This is a genomic window from Shinella sp. WSC3-e (assembly GCF_945994535.1).
Taxonomy (GTDB): domain Bacteria; phylum Pseudomonadota; class Alphaproteobacteria; order Rhizobiales; family Rhizobiaceae; genus Shinella; species Shinella yambaruensis.
The window spans coordinates 4438568-4455026 of sequence record NZ_OZ000530.1; the positions used below are offsets into that span (position 1 = coordinate 4438568).

Here is a 16459-nt window from a genome sequence, read left to right on the forward strand (position 1 = left end):
TCGCCCTCAGCGCGCCGCGATGTAGCGGGCAAGCCGGTCGGCCGCCTCCGCGACCTGCCCGGGGTCGCGCAGGAAACAGGCGCGCATGAAGAGCTCGCCGCCCGGCCCGAAGGCCGTTCCCGGCGCAAGGCCGACATTGGTGCGGTCGACGATGTCGAGCGCGGCGAGGCGCGAATCCGTCACGCCGTCGATCTTCAGGAAGGCGTAAAGCGCCCCGTCCGGCTTCAGCGTCTCGACGCGGTTGGTGGCGATCAGCGCGTCGCAGAAGACATCACGGTTCGTCGTGGCCTTGTCGATATTCGCCTGCACGAAGGCATCGCCCTCGTCGAGCGCCACGATGGCGCCCTGCTGCAGGAACTGTGGCACGCCCGAGGTAGAATACTGGATGAGGTTCTCCAGCACCTGGCCGATTTCCGGCGGCGCGACGATCCAGCCGACGCGCCAGCCGGTCATCGACCAGTTCTTCGAGAAGGAATTGACGAAGACGACCTTGTCGCCTTCCTCCATCACGTCGAGGAACGAGGACGCCCGCCCGCCGGCATAGTGGTAGAGCGCATAGATCTCGTCGGCCATGATCCAGAGGCCATGGCGCCGTGCGATGGCGAGCAGATTGGCAAGGTCCTTACGCGTCGCCGTCCAGCCCGTCGGGTTGGAGGGCGTGTTGACGAAGAGCACGCGGGTCTTCGGCGTAATCGCCGCTTCCACGCGGTCAAGGTCGACCTGCCAGCGCCCGCCGGCAAAGACGAGCGGCATGGCGACGGGGTTGGCGCCCGAAAGCTCGGCTGCCGCCGCGAAGTTCGGCCAGGCCGGCGTCAGATAGACCATGTCGTCGCCCGGCGAGATGAGCGCCTCGATCGCCAGCTTGATCGCCTGCATGCCGGAGCCGACGACATAGAAATGCTCGTCGGGAAGCGCCGCGCCGAAACGGCGGGCATAGTAGCGCGAAAGGGCGGCGCGCAACTCGGGAATGCCGCGCTGCCAGGTATAGAAGGTCTCGCCGCGCAGCAGCGCGTCGGCCGCGGGCCGGGCAATGAAATCCGGCGTCGGCAGGTCCCCTTCGCCGACCCAGAGCGGGATCAGCCCTTCGCGCCCGCGCGCATAGTTGACCACTTCGACGATCCCGCTTTCCGGGGCGCGGAGCGAGCGCGGGCTGAGGCTTTCGATGAAGGACATGGAACATCACTCCGGCAGGATTGGACCGCGCATCGATGATGACGCGGCCCAAGACCTAACCGGTTTCGTCCCGTCATTCACGCCAGTTTCGCTGACAGACCCATCGAAATCGGTGATGGAAGCGCGGGATGTTGTCCTTGCCGCTGGCGTTCAGGCTCCTGTCAGGCGCACGCCCGATCCTGCCGCCACGACTGGCAGGGAAGGCAAGCATGAAGCGGTTCTTGAAATGGGTTGCGCTCGCCTGTGGCGCGGCGGGCATGGCGCTCGGCATCTATCTTGTGGCGATCCAGCTGACCGGCAACTTCGCCGCCGTGGTACCCGGCGAGGTCTATCGCTCGAACCAGCCCACGCCGAGCGAGATCGCAGCCTATGCCGCACGCTACCGGATCCGCACAATCGTCAATCTGAGGGGGCGGAACGAGCAGGCGGCCTGGTACAGGAACGAGGTCGCCGCGGCCAGGAGCCTCGGCCTCACCCTCATCGATTTCCCCATGCAGGCCGACCAGCGGCTCGACCCCAAGGCGGCGGACGAGCTCGCCGCCCTCCTCAGGGACGCGCCCCGCCCGATCCTCATCCACTGCCGGTCCGGCGCCGACCGCACGGGCCTCGCCTCCGTCATCTACCTCGCCCGCATCGCCCGCGTCGACGAGGAAACCGCCGAACGCCAGCTCTCCATCCGCTACGGCCACATCGGCATCCCCTTCCTCTCCCCGACCTACGCCATGGATGAAAGCTGGGAGGAGCTGGAAGAAGCGGCGCGCTCAGCCGGATAGAGCGTGTGTCTAAGCACACGTAAACCGCGTACTCTTCTCGATACCCTAATCATTTCAGGAGATTAATGGTGCCCGGAGGCGGATTTGAACCACCGACACGCGGATTTTCAATCCGCTGCTCTACCAACTGAGCTATCCGGGCATCCGGTTGGATTTCGCCTGGAAATCCGTGGGGCGCTTGGTTTCGCCCCGGAAGCGAGCGGGGTTATAGCATCTTGCGAAAATGTGTCCAGCCCTCCCGGGCGTTTTTTGCGGGAAAATTGGCTGACTTTGCAAGTGGCGGAAAAGATTGTGTTTTCGCCACGTGACAGGGGGCGTCACATATCGTCCTCGTCGGCTTTCGCCTCGTCGTCGGCGACGGGGATGGCATAGGAGCCGGAGAGCCAGCGGTTGAGATCGACGTCGCGGCAGCGGTTCGAGCAGAAGGGATAGTGCTCGCGCGCCGAAGGGCGCTTGCAGATCGGGCAGGGCACGGCCTTGCGCAGCGGGGCGACGGTGGCCGCCGGCTTTTCGCTTTCGTTCGTCATGTCAGGCATCCGTCCAGCCGGCATGCACGTCGAAGCCTTCGCCGGAAAGCAGGGCGAGGGTTTCATAGAGCGGCAGGCCGACCACATTGGTGTAGGAGCCGACCAGCTTGACGACGAAGCTGCCGGCAATGCCCTGGATGGCATAGCCGCCCGCCTTGCCGCGCCACTGGCCGGAGGAGAGATAGGCTTCGATGTCGGTGGTCGAGAGCCGCTTGAAGCGGACCTTCGTGTCGATGACCTTCTGGCGCGCCGTGCGGTCCGGCGTGATGAGGCAGACGCCGGTGAAGACGCGGTGGCTGCGGCCGGAGAGCAGGTGCAGGGCGCTGGAGGCCTCGTCGATCATCTCCGTCTTCGGCAGGATGCGCCGGCCGACCGAGACGACCGTGTCGGCGGCCAGGATATAGCTTCCGGCAAAGGCCGGGTCCCCCTTGATGGCGGCGAGCGCCGCCTGTGCCTTTCCCGTGGAGAGCCGGCGCGCCAGCGAGCGGGGATGCTCGGAACGCTTCGGCGTCTCGTCGATATCCATGGGCATCAGGCGCGCGGGCGTAATGCCCGCCTGCGCGAGCAGTTCGACGCGGCGCGGCGAGCCGGATGCCAGGATGAGCGTGTCGGTCTGCGCCATGAGGTCTCCGGGGTGCGCCGGTTTCAGCTCTCGGGCCGCGGGCCGGACAAGGGCGCGGCCGCAGGTCCCGCTGGGAGGAGCTTACTTGAAACGGTAGGTGATGCGACCCTTGGTGAGGTCGTAGGGCGTCATCTCGACCAGCACCTTGTCGCCGGCGAGAACGCGGATGCGGTTCTTGCGCATGCGGCCTGCGGTGTGCGCGATGATCTCGTGCTCGTTTTCGAGCTTGACGCGGAAGGTTGCGTTCGGGAGCAGTTCCGTCACGACGCCGGGAAATTCGAGGACTTCTTCTTTTGCCATCTTTGAGCGATATTCCTGTAGGGTGGATTCGGGGAGGCCGGATGCCCGCCTCGAAAAAGTTGCCGGAAACTACACAATCCCCGGTGCTTTGTGAACACCGAAGCGCCGGCTTTCTGCATTTGCCGGAAACAGGGCTGCCATGCGCCTAGCCGGGGGCCTTCAAACGCTTCTCTATCAGCATCTTCAGGAATTCGCGAACCTCGCGGTAGGAGCTGAGAATCTGCTCGCGCGTGCCGGTCGCCACCGTCGGATCGGGCGTCGGCCAGTACATGACGTCTACGGCCATCGAACGGGTGAGCTCAAGCGCGGCATGATGCGCTTCCGGAGCGAGCGTCACGATGAGGTCGAAGTAATCGTCCTCCAGCTCGTCGAGCGAATGGGGCGCATGGCGGCCGAGCGACAGGCCCACTTCGCCGAGCACGGCATCGACGAAGGGGTCGCGCTCGCCGGGGCGCACGCCGGCGGAGGCGACATAGGTGCCGGGCAGCACGCTGCGGGCGATCGTCTCGGCCATCGGCGAGCGCACCGCATTCATGCGGCACATGAAGAGAATCGAACGGGGCGTTCGCGACCGGGCTTCCTGTGGTGCCGGGAAGACGCCCTCCATCCGCTCACCCGCGCCAGTAGAGAACGCAGACGAGCGTGAAAAGCCGGCGGGCCGTGTCGAAGTCGAAGCGGATCTTCCCCGAGAGCCGGTCCATCAGCGTCTGCGAGCCCTCGTTGTGGATGCCGCGCCGGCCCATGTCGATCGCCTCGATCTGGCTGGGCGTTGCCGAGCGGATCGCCTGGTAGTAGCTCTCGCAGATCATGAAATAGTCCTTCACGATACGCCGGAAGGGCGTCAGCGAGAGGATATGGGTGGCCACTTCCTCGCCCGCCTCGGTGCGGATGGCGAAGACGAGCTTGCTATCGAGCAGCGAGAGGTTGAGGCGGTAGGGGCCGCCGGCATGGCCGATCGGCTCGAACGAGTTCTCCTCGATGAGGTCGAAGATGGCAACGGCACGCTCGTGCTCCACATCCGGCGTGGCGCGGCCGATCGTGTCGTCCAGCACCACGTCGCAGAGGCGGAAGCTGCCCTTCTTGCCCATGCCCTATGTCTCCAGGTTGAGCCGGATGGCGACGGAACGGGCATGCGCGCCGAGCCCTTCGGCCTCGGCAAGCGTGATGGCCGCGGGGCCGAGGGCGCGGAGCTGGCCGGCGCCGAGCCGGAGGATCGAGGTGCGCTTCATGTAGTCGAGCACCGAAAGGCCGGAGGAGAAGCGGGCGGAGCGCGCGGTCGGCAGCACATGGTTCGAGCCGCCGACATAGTCGCCGATGACCTCGGGCGTGTGGCGGCCGACGAAGATGGCGCCGGCATTGCGGATCTTCGGCATCAGCGCGTCGGGATCGGCGGTGGCGATCTCCAGGTGCTCGGCGGCGATGCGGTTGGCGAGCGGCACGGCCTTCGCAAGGTCGGGCACGAGGATGATGGCGCCGAAATCGCGCCAGCTGGCGGCGGCGGTCTCCGCGCGCTCCAGCGTCTTCAGCTGCCGTTCGACGGCGGCCTCGACGGCATCGGCGAGCACCAAGCTGTCGGTGACGAGGATAGACTGGGCGCCGACATCGTGCTCGGCCTGGGCGAGAAGGTCGGCGGCGAGCCAGTCCGGGTCGTTGTCGGCGTCGGCGATGACGAGCACTTCGGAGGGACCGGCGATCATGTCGATGCCGACCGTGCCGAAGACTTGGCGCTTGGCGGCGGCGACGAAGGCATTGCCGGGGCCGGTGATCTTGGCCACGGGCGCGATCGTCTGCGTACCGTAGGCGAGGGCCGCGACGGCCTGCGCGCCGCCGATGCGGTAGATCTCGTCGACGCCGGCGATGCGCGCGGCGGCCAGCACGGCCGGGTTGATCTCGCCGTCCTTCGCCGGCACGACCATGACGAGGCGCGGCACGCCGGCGACCTTGGCCGGCACGGCGTTCATCAGCACGGAGCTCGGATAGCTCGCGGTGCCGCCCGGCACGTAGAGGCCGACGGCGTCGATCGCCGTCCAGCGCGAGCCGAGGCCGACGCCGATGTCGTCCTCGTAGATGTCATCTTTCGGCCGCTGGCGGGCATGGTGCTTTTCGATGCGCTGGGCGGCCAGTTCTAGTGCGGCGATGATCTTCGGATCGACCGCGTCATAGGCCGCCTCGATCTCCTCCAGCGAGACGCGCATGGAGGTGATGGCAAAATCGAGGCCGTCGAATTTCCTCGAATAGTCGGCCAGCGCCGCGTCGCCGCGGGCGCGCACATCGTCGATGATCGCGCGTACGACGGCATTGACGTCTTCGGAGACCTCGCGCTTGGTGGTCAGGAAGGCAGCGAACCGGCTTTCGAAATCACTGCTCTGGTAGTCAAGTCTGATCGCCAAGTCGTCCGTCCTGTCGTCTTCCGGCCAAAGCGCCGGCAAAATCCTTCAAACCGCCGGATGGCGGGGCTTCAAGCTGGTTTCCCATGCCCCGCCGGTATCTGCAAGCTGAACTTCGACGCATTCCACATCGAGCGCGATGGAGGCGCTGCCGGAGAGCACGAGTTCCAGCGTGCCGTCCGGGCCTTCGCCCTTCCGGGAGAAATTCACGGCGAGCAGGGAGAAGACGGCGTCCTGGTCCTTGCGGTCGATGCCGAGCGAGCGGACGGCATTGACGCGCTTGAAGGCGACGACGGCGCGGCGGCGCTCGAAGGCCTTGCCGCGGCCGACCGCCTTTTCCCAGACGAAGCGGTTGACGACGACGGAAAAGACACCGTGGCGGGGGTCATAGGAAAGGCCGTCGGTCTTGAAGACGGCGTCCTGCAGGTGGGCGGAAACGACGGAGAGGTCTTCCGTGTCGAGGGCGAGCAGTTTCAGGCTGTCCATGGTGCGTCCTTCGGGGGCAAGCCGGCAAGGGAGCGGGAAGCGCCCTCGCAAGCGGCATTGCGGGAAAATACTTGGGGACACCGCGGTTTGCGGCATCCGGTCTTTTCCACGAGATAGGACGGCGCGCGGCAGACTGCAACGCCCGCCGCGCAGGGAAGATCAGTCGCTGACGCGTTCGACGACGGCGCCGCAGCGGGTCAGCTTCTCCTCGAGCCGCTCGAAGCCGCGGTCGAGGTGGTAGACGCGCGAGACCATGGTCTCGCCTTCGGCGGCAAGGCCGGCGATGACGAGCGAGACCGAGGCGCGCAGGTCCGTCGCCATGACCGGGGCGCCGCGCAGCCGCTCGACGCCTTCGATCTTGGCCGTCTGGCCGGAGAGCGAGATCTTCGCGCCGAGGCGGGCCAGCTCCTGCACATGCATGAAGCGGTTCTCGAAGATCGTCTCGGTGATGTGCGAAATGCCGCTCGACTTGGTCATCAGACCCATGAACTGCGCCTGCAGGTCGGTCGGGAAGCCCGGGAAGGGGTCGGTGACGACGTCGACCGGCTTGATGCCGCCGCCATTGCGCACGATGCGGATGCCGCTTTCCGTCGCGGTGATCTCGGCGCCGGACCGGCGGATCGCTTCGAGCGCGGTGTCGAGCAATGCGGCATCGGTGCCTTCGAGCGTCACGTCGCCGCCCGTCATGGCGACGGCCATGGCATAGGTGCCGGTCTCGATGCGATCGGGCAACACGCGGTGGCGCGCGCCGGAAAGCTGGGTGACGCCCTCGACGGTGATCGTCGCGGTGCCGGCACCAGAGATCTTCGCACCCATGGCGTTGAGGCACTTGGCGAGGTCCTGCACCTCCGGCTCGCGGGCGGCGTTGCCGATGACCGTCGTGCCCTTGGCGAGCGTCGCGGCCATCATCAGGACATGCGTCGCGCCGACGGAGACCTTCGGGAAGGTGTAGCGTGCACCGATGAGGCCGCCTTGAGGCGCCGTCGCCTCGATATAGCCGCCGTCGATCTCGATCTTCGCGCCGAGCGCGGCCAGCGCCTCGATGAAGAGGTCGACCGGGCGCGTGCCGATGGCGCAGCCGCCCGGCAGCGAGACGCGGGCCTTGCCTTCGCGGGCGAGCAGCGGGCCGATAACCCAGAAGGAGGCGCGCATCTTCGAGACGAGCTCGTAGGGCGCTGTCGTGTCGACGATGTTGCGCGAGGTGAAATGGATCGTGCGAGAATAGCCCTCGCCCTGGCGCTCGCGGCGGCCGTTGACGGAAATGTCGGCGCCGTGGTTGCCGAGGATGCGGATGAGCTGCTCGACGTCGGCGAGGTGCGGCACGTTTTCCAGCGTCAGCGTGTCGTCGGTGAGGAGCGAGGCAATCATCAGCGGCAGCGCGGCATTCTTGGCGCCGGAAATCGGGATGGTGCCCTTAAGTTCGTTGCCGCCTACAATTCGGATACGATCCATGTGCGATTACGGGCCGGGCCCGCCTTTCTCAAAGAATTTCGGCTTTCGGAGATGGCGGCCTCTTTAGAGCATCGCGATCGAAAAATGAAGACCGTGCCGGCCGCCCGCTCTTTTGCGCGCGCCGGTTGGAAAACCACCCCCGTCGTCTTCGGGTGAAGACATGCCCGACTAACCGTCCGATTCGTCTTTTTTTGCGGCAGGACGTCCCCCCGGAAGTCCGGTCGTTTCATCCGCCGCGCCGGCCCGGCGGGCGCGCGCCTGCTGTTTTCGCCGCTGGAGATTGTCGCGCAGCGTCTTGGCCAGCCGCTCCGCACGAATCTCCGCTTCGGTCCTGATCTTCCCGCTCTTCGTCTCGTCCTTGCCGCTCATGCCCGTCCTTTTATCGAAATCCATCCCGGCAAAAAAGCACTGCCATCACCAGAATTGTTGCAACAATCGCAAAATCGCCGCTTGCACTGCCGGATGACCTATGGCAATAGGCCCTCGCTCACGCGGAACAGACCTTCGTTTCGCCGGATGCTGCTATAGCTCAGGGGTAGAGCACTCCCTTGGTAAGGGAGAGGCCGAGAGTTCAAATCTCTCTAGCAGCACCATCACTTTTCCTTGGTTTCTCGGGCGTTTCACGGTTTAGCCGACACCCGGCCAACTAGCCAACAGACACGCATTTGGGCACTTTTTTGGGCACTCTAAGAAAAACCGGGGCTATGCGCCCCGGTCTCGATCAGGCAGCGGCCGTCGCGCCGGTATCCGAGCGGATCCAGTTCGTGCCGTCGTAGAAGACGAGGTTGCCCGTCCCGTTACCGCCCGTCTCGCTCGCCTTGAGCGCATTCGTGGCGAAGGCCGTATCCCCGACCTCCAGCGTCTTCAGCGTCGCCGTCGTTGGCAGGGCCGCGACGGTGAAGTTCCCGAGGTGCCGCGAGGGCTGTCCTTTGCGATAGACTGGCATGCTCCATTCTCCTTTGTGGTTATCCGAAGAGGTTTGCGAGACTGTCCGGGGCGAACAGCGCGGCCCGGCGCGCTTCTTCCGCGGCGCGCTCGTCGGCGCGGCGCTGCTGTTGCGCAGCCTGTTGCTGCGCGAAGAGGAGGGCGAGCGAGCCGAATGCCGGCTGCTGCGTGCCGGCGGCCGCCAGTGGATCGGGGTTCGCCATGCTGGTCGTCGCGCCAGGCGCACCGTAGAACGACGCGAGCGAGGTGCCGGAGGCGGGCTTCGTAGCGGCCGCCATGACCTCGCCGACAGGATCGAACGCGCCCTTCTGCATGTTCGCGATTGTGGGCTGCGCGCCGCCGGCCACCGCGCCATTGAAGGCTTCCTGCAACCATCCGGGCGCGTTGCCGCCCTTGCCGCCTGCGCCCCATACGCCGGGGCTGCCGAAGCCGATATGCATGGAGCCCGGCTGCATGTAGCCGAGGCCGGCTCCGAAGCCAGTCAGGCCGGCCGAGCGCCCCTGACGGACGATATCCTGAAAGATCGGAAGGTCCGCGGCGTTGGCCCAATCCAGTCGACGGCCGTCCTTGTGGAAAAATACGTCCGCTGCGCCGCCGTGATCGTGGCGCACCGAGCCGACGCGCGCCAGGCCGCTGCCCTTGCCCGGCTGGCCGCCGGAGAAGACTTCCACGGTCAGGCCCATCTGCGGCGCGAACCGGCTCAGAGCGGCGACGAGATCGGCGTTCAGGGGCTGGTTGCGCGTCGCACCTTGATTGGCGTAGCGGAGCCATTCGTTCGCCATCAGCGGTCCTCCATGATCGCGCGGTTCGTCTCGTCGTCATCCTCGCTCATGAGATCGACGAAGGTAGCCGCCTCGTTGCCAAGCCAGCCCTTGGCCTTGCGCGCCAGCGCCGCCCGGTTCGCCGGGTTGTTCTCCATGAGCAGGGAGGCCGCAACGTCCTTGTCCGTCAGCGCCTTGTCCAGCAGCAGTTCGAACGCCTTGGCCCGCTGCCGGCCGACGTAGCCGCGAGCGAGCTTGCCGGCGAGATAGGTGCCGATATAGGCCCACGAGGCGCGGCCGGTCTGTGCCTGGTAGCCCTTCGAACCGACTTCGGCGAGCGTGACCGGCGGCTGGCCCTTCATCATGAGGGCCGTGCCGGACGGGTTCGTCGCGTTGCCGACCTTCGCGCCCGTGTTGACGCTGCGCAGCGCGTTGGCGAGCGTCCGGATATCGGCCAGGTGCTGCGGATCGTCCTTGTAGAGCCGTTCCGCGACGGCGCGCTTCGCCGGGTCGTCGAGGAAGGCAAGCATCTTGCGCGGCACCCACGGCGCGATCCCGCTCTCCGTCGTGGCGTTCTCGTTCCTGCTGCGGCTGTCTGTCTCCAGCTTCTTCCAGAACGCCGCCCGCGCGCCCTGCACGGCCGTCGCATCGTCGCCGACGAAGGTCAGAAGCTCGTCGGCGGCCTTGCCCGGATCCTTGGCGGCCATGACCTCGTTGATCGCGCGCTCGGCATTCGCGTCGCTGAACTGGAGGTAGCGGCCGACCGTTCCGCGGCCCGGCTGCGTGTCCGTGCCGAGATCGCGTTCCATGCGCGTGACATTCTCCCGTGCGCCGGCCTCTGCCGTGCGGGCGCGGGCCGCCGCGGCGATCTCGTCGGCGAGGCCGGGGAAGCGCGAAAGCTGCTCGGCGTAGTCCTGCGAGAAGCGGGTCAGGCGCTCGGCGCTCGACGTGTCGCCCTTCGACAGCACCTCGTCGCGGATCGCGCGGCGCGTTGCCGGCGTGTCGGCCTGCGCGAAGAGACGGTTCATGCTCTGCGGATCCACGAAGAGGCCGGCGACACGGTCGTCGCGGACCTTCGGCATGCCGCCCTCGTTTCGGGCAAGCGCGGTGGCGACGGGATCGCCCTGGCGCGTGAAGGCTTCCGCCTCGTCGAACTTCGCGCCGCGCGCCGTGTCGAGCGCGGCCTGCTGTTCCGGCGTCAGGTTCGATCCGATATAGTCGTCGACCGTCTTGATCATGTCGCCAAGCACGCGAGCGGCGTTGCGCCCGCCCTTCTCGGCGCGCGGATCGGCCAGGGCGGCGCGCTGGAGGCGCTGAAGCTCCGATTTCAGATCGGTCGCCTCTTTGAGCGCGATGTTCTCCGGGCCGGCCGGATCGCGCATGATCGGGTTTCCGGATGCGTCAAGGATGCCCGTCGCCTGCGGACCGTCTTCGACCGGGCGGCCGAGACGCTGGACGCGGGAGATCATCGCTTCCGGAATAAGGCCGCGTTCGACTTCCGTCAGCCCCGCGACGGCCTCGTCCAGCGACTGCGCGAGCGGAGCCGGGTCGACCTGCAAGCCCGCGACGTTCGCTTCGCGATAGGCGTCCTCGGTGCGCTGGCGGGCGGCGTCGCGTGCCGTCTCCAGTTCGGTGCGGACGACATTGCCGCGCTGCGCGGCGGTGCTCTCCGGCGTGACGCGGCGCACGGCATCGGCGGCGGCCAATTCCGCGTCCTGCCGGCCCATGATGGCTTCGTTCATCCGGCGGTCGCGCTCGATCGCCAGCGCGTCGCGCAGCGCGGCCGGCGTTTCGTCCGGGCGCATGCCGGCAATCGTCTCTTCGACCGCGATGGCGTTCTGGTCGGCGCGCTGGCGGTACGGGCCGGGGTTCGCTCGGGCGCGCGCCGCTTCGAGCGAAGCGAGGCCGGCGTCGGCGGCGTGGTCGGCCGTCGAGGCGCGGAAGCCGGGAACCAGCTTCTCGGCCTGCGAGGGCTGCCGGATCGCATCGATGAGCGCCTGCGTGTCGAGCGGCGCGGTCAGGTTCGACGGGTCGACCTGTCGGTTCATGACGTCGGAGTTCCGGATCAGGGTGTCGGCCACGTTGTCGCCGACGACGCGCGATGCATAGTGCGGATTGCCCGAGAACGCGGACAGGACGTCCCGGCCGCCGCGCGCCAGCATGCCGGCCGCGCCCGTGATGCCAGCGCCGGCCAGCGCGCCGAAGAGGTCGGCCAATTGCCCGCCGGAGGTCGACGGATCGACCAGTTCGTTTGCCGCGGCCGCGCCTGTGCCGGCTCCGATCGCGATCGTCGCTTCCTTGCCGGCAAATGCCGCCGGGTTCACGGCGGCGCTTTCGATGAAATTGCCGATCGGGCCGCCCATGGCCCGCGCGCCATCAACGCCCATGCGGCCGGCGGCGAACATCGCCCCGCCGACGGGAACGGCCGCCGCACCGACCTCGCGTCCGATGCGGTGCGCGCCGCGCTGGAAAGCATCCTGCGGGGTCGGACCTTCGGAGCCGGCGACGCGGCTGTCCGATCCGACGGCCTCTGCCGCCGCGTTGTAGCCGGAAGCGGCCAGGTCGGTCGGCGCGCCCATGATGGCGTCGATATACTCCGAGCCGAGGAACGGCTTTTCGCTGATCGGCCCGACGCCGTCGACGCCGGGGATCAGGTTCGCGATGCGCGGCAGGTTGTTCACGGCGTCGACCGGCAGGCCAAGCACCGTGGACGCGCCCTGGCGCGCACCGGTCAGGCCAATCGCCGCGGTGTCGTCGGCGTAGTCAAGGCCGGACATGATGGCCGACAGCCAGCCGTCATCTTCGACAGGCTGGACAGCCGTCGGTGTCGCGACCGCCACGCCACCCGGAACGCCCGACTGGTCGCGCTGGTCTTCTGGTTGCGTGCCGCCGCGCAGCTTCAGCGTCTGTTCCTTGACGACGCGCTGGATCACCGCCGGGTCGGTCCCGTCGGGAAATTCGAGAACAGTGCCGTCGAAGAGCTCGGCTTCCATCATTGCACGGGGTTCCCGTTGACATCGAACTTCATGCGCGTTCCGGTCGTCGGCGTGGAAACGCCGTCGCCTTGGAAGGTCGTGTCGGTGCGACCGGTGCCCGGCGCGCGCAGCGTGCGAATGCCCTCCAGCTGCGAGTTGACGACCTTTCGCAGCGCCGCAACGGCGGCCTTTGCCGACTGCGTGTTCGCCAGCATGCCGCCGCCCTTCACGCGCTCCAGCGCACGCTCGTAAGCCTGCCGGCTGACCTCGCCGGACGGGTTCTCCGTGCGCGCCAGCGAATAGGCCAACGTGCCCTGAAGGAACGCGATTTCAGGAATGGACGGATCAAACAGATCGGGCGCGACGCCCTGCAAGCCGTCGCGAAGCTCGTCGGCGAATTCCTGAACCTGCGGCGCGGTGCCGCCGAAGGCGCGCGTCAGATCGGTCGCCGTGGCGACAGCGTTCTGCGCCGTGCCGCGGATCAGGCCGGCGAGGCCGAGCGCGCCGGGATTGGCATCGAGCGCGCTTTCATAGACGTCGAGCAGGTTCAGCGTGCGGGAGACTTCCGCCTCCTGGTTGTTGGCCGATGTCTGGTTTGCGGTGGTCGGGCCGAGGCCGATATCAGCCGCCGAACCCGTCGCTTTCGGCAGATCGAAGATCTGGATGCCGTCCGGCAACTTCTGCCCGGTCTGCGCATGGACCCACGCGCCGCTCTGGTCCTGAAGGGCGGGCACGCGCGTCTTGCCGTCGGGCATCAATGCGACAGCGTTCGACGGCTTTGCCTCCGCGCCCTTGTTGAAGAACGGCTGCCGTCCGGCTGCGTCGGAACGGAAGACGATTTCCGGCACGCCGTCCGCGCCGACGACATTCTCGACGTCGACGCCGGACAACGCGGCTGCACGCTGCTCATTCGCCGGGAGGCCGGAAAGGATGGTGGCCTTCAGTTCCGTTTCGGACAGCGGCTTCGCTTCGCCCTTCAGCACGGAGCCGTCCGGGCGATAGATCGTTTCGCCCTGACCGGCGGAGACCTGACCCGGCAACACGCGCGGCAGGCCCGCAGCGTCGGCCGTTGCACCCGGCACGTAGACCGTGGCGTTCTCGGCGGCGGTAATCGGCGTGGCGTAGAGCTTCTGAAGCTCGCCTTCGTTCACCAGGCGCTGCCGTTCGAGCGCGGTGCGCGCGTCGATATCCTGCCCGCGGCGCGCCGTGGCGGCGGCCGTATCGACGCCATAGTAACCGTTCGACGGGTTCCACTGGCCCGTTGCCTGCCCCATCCGGTCGAAAACGGCCTGATCGAAATCTGCTCTGTTGGTATAGCTGAACAGATCGGCGAGGCGCGCGGCCTCCTCTTTCTTGGCCTTCGCTGTGGCGTAGCCGACCATGTCGGAAGCGCTCGGCGGCCCGAAAAGCTGCGCCAGATTGCTGAACGCCTGCCCGATCTGCGGGTTGTTGTAGTAGCGGTTCGCCTGGATGCCGGCCATTATCGGCTCCCGTAGAGGTTGAACAGGGTTCCGGAATAGCCGGGAACGCTGGCGCGATCGAGGGCGCGGCCGGCGGCCATGCTGCCGCCCGGCGTCAACGTCGACACCCTCGGCGCGGACGCACGCAACCCGTTCCACGGGTCGCCTCCGCCGGCTCCGAACAGCCCGCCGCCAGAAAGCCCGGAACTGGTGGCGATCCCGCCGACGCCGCCGAGAATGTCGCCGAACATCTTCAGCCCGTCACCCGCCCGGCTGGCCTCGTCCAGTTCGTAGGAGAGCACGCCCGACGATCCCCGCTTGAAGCCGCCGATCTGGCCGATCTGCGATGCATCGCGCGCCTGAAGCCGCCCGAGGCCGCCCATCAGATCGCCGAAGGAGCGCAGCTGGCCGAGCGCCTGACCGCTGCGATCCGTGAACGCCTTCGCGCCGGCCCGCTGCTTCGCTTCCTCGGCGACCGTGATGTTCGACGAGGTCGTGGGCAAGGCTGCCTCGGCGCTCGGCTCGGCGACGTCCTGGCCTGTGAAGTATTCCGCCAGCTGCCCGGCCTTCTGGTCCTGCTGGCCCTCGAAGTCCTGATAGCGGTCCTGCGACTGCGTGTTCAGCGCGGCGGCCTCCTTGTCGAGACCCTGCTGCCGAATGCGCTCGGCTGCCATCGCGTCGTCGCGGGCGCGCTGGATTTTCTGCTGCGCGGCGTAGTTCGCGACGGTCGAACCGGCGGTGAGCGCTACGCCTGCAATGGTCATCGGGTCGCACATGTCACTTCACCACTGTCGAGTTCTTGGGCGTGAAGAGCCCGGTCGTGTATCGCGGCTTCTCCCCGCCGCCGTAATAGTTCGCGCGCTCCAGTGCGGCCTGCGTGCCAAGACCGGCGGTGAAGTCCGTGAAAAGCTGCGCGAGCGGGCTATAGGCCGCCGGCTTGGACAGCGCCGAGGCGCGAGCGATGGCCGAATTGGCGGCCCCCTGCGCGTCGCCCGTGGCGTTCAGCGTGGCGATGAGGTTCGACCGGGCGTCCTCGACGGCATTGCGCGCCTCGCCTTCGTAAGCCAGCGCCTGGTCGGCGACCTGCTGCTTGTTGAGGTCGTAAAGCTGTTGGAGTTCGCCGGCCTTTTCGCCGCGAACCGAACTGTCGAGCAGCCCGCCGCGCGCCAGTGCGAAGGTCAGTTCCTTCTGCGCGTCACCATACTGATCTTCAAGCTGCGGGTTCGCGTAGTCGATATATTTCTGGCGGATGCCCTTGAAATAGTCGTCCGTGAAGCCGCCCTTTTTCTTCGTTCCGGAGAACAGCTTTCCGGAGGCGACCATCTCGGCATACTGTTCCTCGGCCGTCTTTTTCTGGCCGGGGATCAGCTTGCCCTTTTCGTAACGGTCGGCGTTCGGCGTGAAGAGCGAGGAGCGCTTGTCGTCGATCAGCGGCGCGTCACGGCCCGGCACCAGATCCTTGAGCTTGCCCAGTTCGTAGGTGTCTTCGGTGACGGCTTGCGGCTTCCACTTCGTGCCGTCGGCGAGGAAGTAAGTACCGTTCGGATCGAACGCCATGTCGCTCGAAAGGGCACCCGTGCCGTAGGAGCGCCCGCCGAAAATCTCGTTGATGCGGGCGGTGCCCTTGCGGATCTCTTCCTGGCGCTTCTGCTCGTCTTCGCGGGCCTTTTTGGCTTCACCGCCACCGCCCTTGCCGCCACCGCCCATTACAGACCCCGCCTCATTGCATTTCCGACACGCTCGAAGCCGAAATGTTCGAGAAAACGTGCTGTCCTGTCGGAATTGAAGGAGTTGTCGTTTCCGCCGATGATCTCTTTCGCGCCGAGCCCCCGGCTCCAGGCAATAAGATGCTTCATCAGCATGGCGGCCGCCCGAGTTCCGCGGTGAGCGGGCTTCACGAAAAGTACCTCCTGCGTCGTGAAAAGTCCAGCGGATGCGCGATAGCTGTTCATCTCCGCCAGCAGGAAGCCGACGAGCGCCCGATCCTTCTCCGCGACGAAGATCGTCGGCGATGCCCGGTCAAGATATCCATAGTAGGTCTCCCGACATACGACCTCGTCGAAACCGTTCTCCGGGCGCGTCTCTTCGATGTTCATGCGCGCCATCTCGACGACCTCGTCAATGTCTTCCTCAAGGGCCAATCGGACTATCATCGCTCACCCATGCAAATTGAACGAAAGCCTCGCCGTTCTTTCCGTAGCCGCGCATCGGCTCCGTTTCGCGCTCCAGCCCGAGCGTCTGAAGCCAGGCATGCGCGTCGTTGTGGTCGACCATGGAGACGGCCTCTATCCTGTGGACGCCGGTCTTTTTGAGCCGGGAGAACAGTTCACGCTTGATGAAGCGCGTCGCCGGCAGCGCGATCTCGGGGAACTGGTCCGTCGCGAAGAAAAGCAGCGACACGACGTTGGGCCGTGCCATGACCGTGGCACCCACGCACGCCGGGTTCTCGCCGGCATGGCCGACGATGCAGCCCTCGAAGCTGCCGTAGCGCTCGGCCATAACATCGGCCAGTTCCTCGCGCGTGCTGGCGTAGGAAACCGCGCTGAATTCGGCAAAGTCCCGCTCGCGCATCTTCAGCGCGACGAAATGCACCGCTTC

Annotated in this window: 19 protein-coding genes and 2 tRNA genes; 2 read left to right on the plus strand and 19 right to left on the minus strand. The window is 66.8% G+C overall.

Annotated elements, in window-relative coordinates:
• Positions 1 to 6 precede the first annotated feature (6 nt).
• A complete protein-coding gene (locus AABF56_RS21735) occupies positions 7 to 1173 on the minus strand; it encodes a pyridoxal phosphate-dependent aminotransferase (RefSeq protein WP_272804337.1) in 1167 nt (388 codons plus the stop codon).
• A 209-nt stretch (positions 1174 to 1382) separates the two neighbouring features.
• On the opposite strand from AABF56_RS21735, the gene AABF56_RS21740 reads away from it, so the two are divergent.
• Positions 1383 to 1946: a dual specificity protein phosphatase family protein gene (locus AABF56_RS21740; RefSeq protein ID WP_272804338.1), complete on the plus strand. Its 564-nt coding sequence runs from the start codon at positions 1383 to 1385 to the stop codon at positions 1944 to 1946.
• Between the two features lie 66 nt (positions 1947 to 2012).
• On the opposite strand, the gene AABF56_RS21745 is transcribed toward AABF56_RS21740, so the two are convergent.
• From AABF56_RS21745 to AABF56_RS21790, 10 genes are all read right to left on the minus strand, one after another.
• Positions 2013 to 2088: transfer RNA gene (locus AABF56_RS21745), tRNA-Phe, on the minus strand.
• 175 nt (positions 2089 to 2263) lie between these two features.
• A complete protein-coding gene (gene yacG / locus AABF56_RS21750) occupies positions 2264 to 2473 on the minus strand; it encodes a DNA gyrase inhibitor YacG (RefSeq protein ID WP_244767424.1) in 210 nt (69 codons plus the stop codon).
• A gap of 1 nt (position 2474) precedes the next feature.
• Positions 2475 to 3095 (minus strand): Maf-like protein, encoded by a 621-nt coding sequence (locus tag AABF56_RS21755; RefSeq protein WP_272804339.1) that lies wholly within the window; start codon positions 3093 to 3095, stop codon positions 2475 to 2477.
• An 81-nt stretch (positions 3096 to 3176) separates the two neighbouring features.
• Positions 3177 to 3395 (minus strand): translation initiation factor IF-1, encoded by a 219-nt coding sequence (infA, locus tag AABF56_RS21760; protein ID WP_004435948.1) that lies wholly within the window; start codon positions 3393 to 3395, stop codon positions 3177 to 3179.
• Between the two features lie 145 nt (positions 3396 to 3540).
• Positions 3541 to 4002, minus strand: coding sequence for an arsenate-mycothiol transferase ArsC (locus tag AABF56_RS21765; protein WP_037405840.1), 462 nt, complete (start codon positions 4000 to 4002; stop codon positions 3541 to 3543).
• A gap of 4 nt (positions 4003 to 4006) precedes the next feature.
• Entirely contained in the window at positions 4007 to 4483 is a 477-nt protein-coding gene (locus AABF56_RS21770; protein ID WP_133036693.1) for a UPF0262 family protein, read from the minus strand.
• Between the two features lie 3 nt (positions 4484 to 4486).
• Positions 4487 to 5785 carry a histidinol dehydrogenase gene (gene hisD, locus AABF56_RS21775; RefSeq protein WP_272804340.1) on the minus strand — a complete coding sequence of 433 codons (1299 nt, stop codon included), beginning with the start codon at positions 5783 to 5785 and terminating at the stop codon, positions 4487 to 4489.
• A 45-nt stretch (positions 5786 to 5830) separates the two neighbouring features.
• Entirely contained in the window at positions 5831 to 6268 is a 438-nt protein-coding gene (locus AABF56_RS21780) for a DUF2948 family protein (RefSeq protein ID WP_272804341.1), read from the minus strand.
• Between the two features lie 159 nt (positions 6269 to 6427).
• Entirely contained in the window at positions 6428 to 7720 is a 1293-nt protein-coding gene (murA, locus tag AABF56_RS21785) for a UDP-N-acetylglucosamine 1-carboxyvinyltransferase (protein WP_272804342.1), read from the minus strand.
• A gap of 168 nt (positions 7721 to 7888) precedes the next feature.
• Positions 7889 to 8089, minus strand: a complete 201-nt coding sequence (locus AABF56_RS21790) for a hypothetical protein (protein WP_244767429.1) — start codon at positions 8087 to 8089, stop codon at positions 7889 to 7891.
• A gap of 149 nt (positions 8090 to 8238) precedes the next feature.
• Here AABF56_RS21790 and AABF56_RS21795 point away from each other — a divergent pair.
• Positions 8239 to 8313: transfer RNA gene (locus tag AABF56_RS21795), tRNA-Thr, on the plus strand.
• 128 nt (positions 8314 to 8441) lie between these two features.
• Here the strand turns inward: AABF56_RS21795 and AABF56_RS21800 are convergent.
• The 8 genes from AABF56_RS21800 to AABF56_RS21835 are packed head-to-tail and all read right to left on the minus strand — an operon-like array spanning position 8442 to position 16453.
• Positions 8442 to 8666 (minus strand): hypothetical protein, encoded by a 225-nt coding sequence (locus AABF56_RS21800; protein WP_338341841.1) that lies wholly within the window; start codon positions 8664 to 8666, stop codon positions 8442 to 8444.
• Between the two features lie 19 nt (positions 8667 to 8685).
• Positions 8686 to 9447 (minus strand): hypothetical protein, encoded by a 762-nt coding sequence (locus AABF56_RS21805; RefSeq protein ID WP_338341842.1) that lies wholly within the window; start codon positions 9445 to 9447, stop codon positions 8686 to 8688.
• Positions 9447 to 12422 carry a hypothetical protein gene (locus tag AABF56_RS21810; protein ID WP_338341843.1) on the minus strand — a complete coding sequence of 992 codons (2976 nt, stop codon included), beginning with the start codon at positions 12420 to 12422 and terminating at the stop codon, positions 9447 to 9449. The genes AABF56_RS21805 and AABF56_RS21810 overlap by 1 nt, the downstream gene beginning before the upstream one ends.
• Complete coding sequence (locus AABF56_RS21815; protein ID WP_338341844.1) at positions 12419 to 13882, minus strand: hypothetical protein; 1464 nt, start codon at positions 13880 to 13882, stop codon at positions 12419 to 12421. Before AABF56_RS21815 ends, AABF56_RS21810 begins: the two co-directional genes overlap by 4 nt.
• On the minus strand, positions 13882 to 14637 hold the full coding sequence (locus AABF56_RS21820) for a hypothetical protein (protein WP_338341845.1): 756 nt from the start codon (positions 14635 to 14637) through the stop codon (positions 13882 to 13884). Before AABF56_RS21820 ends, AABF56_RS21815 begins: the two co-directional genes overlap by 1 nt.
• 1 nt (position 14638) lies before the next feature.
• Positions 14639 to 15568 carry a hypothetical protein gene (locus AABF56_RS21825; protein WP_338341846.1) on the minus strand — a complete coding sequence of 310 codons (930 nt, stop codon included), beginning with the start codon at positions 15566 to 15568 and terminating at the stop codon, positions 14639 to 14641.
• Positions 15568 to 15957: a GNAT family N-acetyltransferase gene (locus AABF56_RS21830; RefSeq protein WP_338341847.1), complete on the minus strand. Its 390-nt coding sequence runs from the start codon at positions 15955 to 15957 to the stop codon at positions 15568 to 15570. The genes AABF56_RS21825 and AABF56_RS21830 overlap by 1 nt, the downstream gene beginning before the upstream one ends.
• A gap of 34 nt (positions 15958 to 15991) precedes the next feature.
• Positions 15992 to 16453 carry a hypothetical protein gene (locus AABF56_RS21835; protein ID WP_338341848.1) on the minus strand — a complete coding sequence of 154 codons (462 nt, stop codon included), beginning with the start codon at positions 16451 to 16453 and terminating at the stop codon, positions 15992 to 15994.
• Positions 16454 to 16459 lie beyond the last annotated feature (6 nt).

What these genes read in the sequence shown, in the direction of transcription:
- AABF56_RS21780 (WP_272804341.1), bottom strand. Translation starts at nt 6,268, where the DNA reads ATGGACAGCCTGAAACTGCTCGCCCTCGACACGGAAGACCTCTCCGTC.
- AABF56_RS21830 (WP_338341847.1), bottom strand. Translation starts at nt 15,957, where the DNA reads ATGAACATCGAAGAGACGCGCCCGGAGAACGGTTTCGACGAGGTCGTA.
- AABF56_RS21805 (WP_338341842.1), bottom strand. Translation starts at nt 9,447, where the DNA reads ATGGCGAACGAATGGCTCCGCTACGCCAATCAAGGTGCGACGCGCAAC.
- AABF56_RS21755 (WP_272804339.1), bottom strand. Translation starts at nt 3,095, where the DNA reads ATGGCGCAGACCGACACGCTCATCCTGGCATCCGGCTCGCCGCGCCGC.
- AABF56_RS21815 (WP_338341844.1), bottom strand. Translation starts at nt 13,882, where the DNA reads ATGGCCGGCATCCAGGCGAACCGCTACTACAACAACCCGCAGATCGGG.
- AABF56_RS21765 (WP_037405840.1), bottom strand. Translation starts at nt 4,002, where the DNA reads ATGGAGGGCGTCTTCCCGGCACCACAGGAAGCCCGGTCGCGAACGCCC.
- AABF56_RS21825 (WP_338341846.1), bottom strand. Translation starts at nt 15,568, where the DNA reads ATGGGCGGTGGCGGCAAGGGCGGTGGCGGTGAAGCCAAAAAGGCCCGC.
- AABF56_RS21735 (WP_272804337.1), bottom strand. Translation starts at nt 1,173, where the DNA reads ATGTCCTTCATCGAAAGCCTCAGCCCGCGCTCGCTCCGCGCCCCGGAA.
- AABF56_RS21810 (WP_338341843.1), bottom strand. Translation starts at nt 12,422, where the DNA reads ATGATGGAAGCCGAGCTCTTCGACGGCACTGTTCTCGAATTTCCCGAC.
- AABF56_RS21820 (WP_338341845.1), bottom strand. Translation starts at nt 14,637, where the DNA reads ATGTGCGACCCGATGACCATTGCAGGCGTAGCGCTCACCGCCGGTTCG.
- AABF56_RS21770 (WP_133036693.1), bottom strand. Translation starts at nt 4,483, where the DNA reads ATGGGCAAGAAGGGCAGCTTCCGCCTCTGCGACGTGGTGCTGGACGAC.
- infA (WP_004435948.1), bottom strand. Translation starts at nt 3,395, where the DNA reads ATGGCAAAAGAAGAAGTCCTCGAATTTCCCGGCGTCGTGACGGAACTG.
- AABF56_RS21790 (WP_244767429.1), bottom strand. Translation starts at nt 8,089, where the DNA reads ATGAGCGGCAAGGACGAGACGAAGAGCGGGAAGATCAGGACCGAAGCG.
- murA (WP_272804342.1), bottom strand. Translation starts at nt 7,720, where the DNA reads ATGGATCGTATCCGAATTGTAGGCGGCAACGAACTTAAGGGCACCATC.
- AABF56_RS21740 (WP_272804338.1), top strand. Translation starts at nt 1,383, where the DNA reads ATGAAGCGGTTCTTGAAATGGGTTGCGCTCGCCTGTGGCGCGGCGGGC.
- AABF56_RS21800 (WP_338341841.1), bottom strand. Translation starts at nt 8,666, where the DNA reads ATGCCAGTCTATCGCAAAGGACAGCCCTCGCGGCACCTCGGGAACTTC.
- yacG (WP_244767424.1), bottom strand. Translation starts at nt 2,473, where the DNA reads ATGACGAACGAAAGCGAAAAGCCGGCGGCCACCGTCGCCCCGCTGCGC.